Genomic DNA, 2,386 nt, shown 5'->3' with positions numbered 1-2,386 from the left:
GTCAACCAAGTTTTTTTATTTCTTTTGTCGCTTTCTGCGTTGTTGCTATCGGCGACTTGTTCTATATTACACCTCTAAGATACAACCGTCAATATGTTTTTATAAAAACTTCATTTTTTTATAAATCCTATTTACGTTATTAAATTATCTATCTATATACCTCTTCTATAAGAATAGATAAGCAACCCATGAAACACTCTATGGGTTGCTATTCCATCATAAAAACTATTGTTCTTTTGAAGGTACAGAACAACTTTCATCAGTACAAGACATATCACTTCCACCCTCTGAAGAAAGCTCTTGTAACTTAGGTGCAGGATTCTCTTCTTCCCACACTTGTTGAAGTGCACCAACAAAAGTTTCGAGTGGTTGCGCACCTGAAATAGCATACTTTTGATTAATAATAAAATAAGGTACTCCTGAAATTTGATATTGCTGAGCAATCGCTTCATCAATTCTAACATCATTTGCATATGCACCTTTATCATTAATAACACGTAAAGCTTCTTGCTTATCTAAACCTGAAGCTTCAGCAATAGTAGCAAGCGTATCCACATCACTTAAATTTCTCGATTCAGTGAAATATGCAAAAAGTAGATTTTCCGTAATCTCTTTTTCTTTCCCTTGATCCTTTGCAAATTTGGCAAGACGATGCGCATCAAAAGTGTTCGTCGGCTTCATCTCTTCAAAATTAAAACTTAAACCCATACTAGCTGCATGATTGCCTAGTTGTATATTATTACGCTTAGCTTCTTCAATACTAATCCCATACTTTGATGCAAGTACTTCATTAATACTTGTTCCAGAATAGATTGGAGCATTTTGGTCTAATTCAAAACTTTTAAACTCAACTTCAACATCCTTCTTATGCGGAAATTGCTCTAAAGCCATTTCTAATCTACGTTTCCCAATATAACAAAATGGGCATACAAAATCTGACCATACTTCAATTTTCATAGAAACACCTCATTAACATGTAGTTTTCAATTATTGTAGCACTGGCAATAAGGAATTCAAAAATTTATGCTTCAAACCTTATATACTACAAACCAAAATAAGTTTTTAAATAGAAAAAACGATAATCAAAAGTATAAAAACATTTCCTTCTGATTATCGTATATACAAAATACAAATCTAAAACAATCCAATTACGCTGGAATGTATCTCCCCACGAACTTCCATACGGTATTCCAATATTTATTCGAATCTACCTTCTCGGCTTCTCCATGTCCAGCACCTGGAACAATTAATTTCTCTTTTTCTACTTTTGCAGCATTATATACTTCATCTAACATTTCATAAGGAACGAATGTATCAGCATCCCCATGAATAAATAGCATAGGTGTTTTACTTTTCGCCACTTGTTTTATAGCTGAAGCTTCTTCTAAATCATATCCAGCTCTTAATTTTGTAACTGTATTTGCCGCATTCATAACAGGAAACTTCGGCAAGTGGAATAAATCGTTTAATTGATACGTAAATTCATCAATAACAGTTGAGTATCCACAATCTTCAATAATAACTTTAACGTTAGCAGGTAACTCTTCACCTGAAGTCATCATTACAGTAGCCCCGCCCATTGAAACTCCAAAGAGTGCTATTTCAGCATTAGGGTCTTTCTTTACAATTTGTTGAATCCAAATCAAAATATCTTTACGATCGTGCCAACCCATCCCTATATAATCGCCTTCACTATTTCCATGCCCACGAAGGTCTGGCGCTATGACATTATATCCTTCTTCATAAAAGTTCCGGATATATTTCATCATTTTCGATGCCCTGCTATCATATCCATGAACTACAATTGCCCATTTATGGCTAGATTGTTCATTCATATATTCATAACCTGTTAAATTCAACTTATCGAAAGAATTTACGTTCAATGTATTAGGTTTATGATTTGATACAAAGTTTGCATCCTTTTCTTCATTTGTAGCAAACACACCTCCCGATGCATTCAGAGTTTCTACTAAGTGAGGATTATCCTCTAAAAACTCTTTCTCTTGTTTCGCATTCAACGCATAATTATAAAAATAATTCCCGGCTAACATATAAGTAATTGCTAGAAGGACTAAAACTACTATAGTAATTACACCTATCTTTTTCATATTATCTCCTTTTTCAAAATTAAATCTTCTTATATTCAAGTACTCAAAAAAACAACTGCACTATTTTAACACACCGACAGCTTGCTTCTACAAAAAATAAAATAGAAAATCTTAAACTACACATCAAAAATGACGAAAGAAAATGAATATGAGAGGATCAAAAGAATAAGGATTACTTACTTGAGACTGATAAGAAGTTTAAAACACAAAAAAGACGAGTCATTCTGACTCGTCTTAAAGTTGCTTGGCGACGTCCTACTCTCACAGGGACAAGGTCC

Annotated in this window: 2 protein-coding genes; both read right to left on the bottom strand. The window is 33.5% G+C overall.

The window, feature by feature from the left end; all coding sequences use genetic code 11:
• Window positions 1-225 precede the first annotated feature (225 nt).
• Window positions 226-957, bottom strand: a complete 732-nt coding sequence (locus tag SB773_RS29710) for a DsbA family oxidoreductase (protein WP_002091706.1) — start codon at window positions 955-957, stop codon at window positions 226-228.
• Between the two features lie 191 nt (window positions 958-1,148).
• Complete coding sequence (locus SB773_RS29705) at window positions 1,149-2,108, bottom strand: alpha/beta hydrolase (protein ID WP_215576746.1); 960 nt, start codon at window positions 2,106-2,108, stop codon at window positions 1,149-1,151.
• Between the last annotated feature and the right edge of the window lie 278 nt (window positions 2,109-2,386).

The organism is Bacillus sp. SIMBA_074 (assembly GCF_046534555.1).
Classification (GTDB): Bacteria; Bacillota; Bacilli; order Bacillales; family Bacillaceae_G; genus Bacillus_A; species Bacillus_A mycoides.
This window is presented reverse-complemented; position numbering and strand designations above follow the sequence as displayed.

Excerpts from the sequence above, each read along its gene's own strand:
- SB773_RS29710 (WP_002091706.1), bottom strand. The coding sequence starts at position 957 with ATGAAAATTGAAGTATGGTCAGATTTTGTATGCCCATTTTGTTATATT.
- SB773_RS29705 (WP_215576746.1), bottom strand. The coding sequence starts at position 2,108 with ATGAAAAAGATAGGTGTAATTACTATAGTAGTTTTAGTCCTTCTAGCA.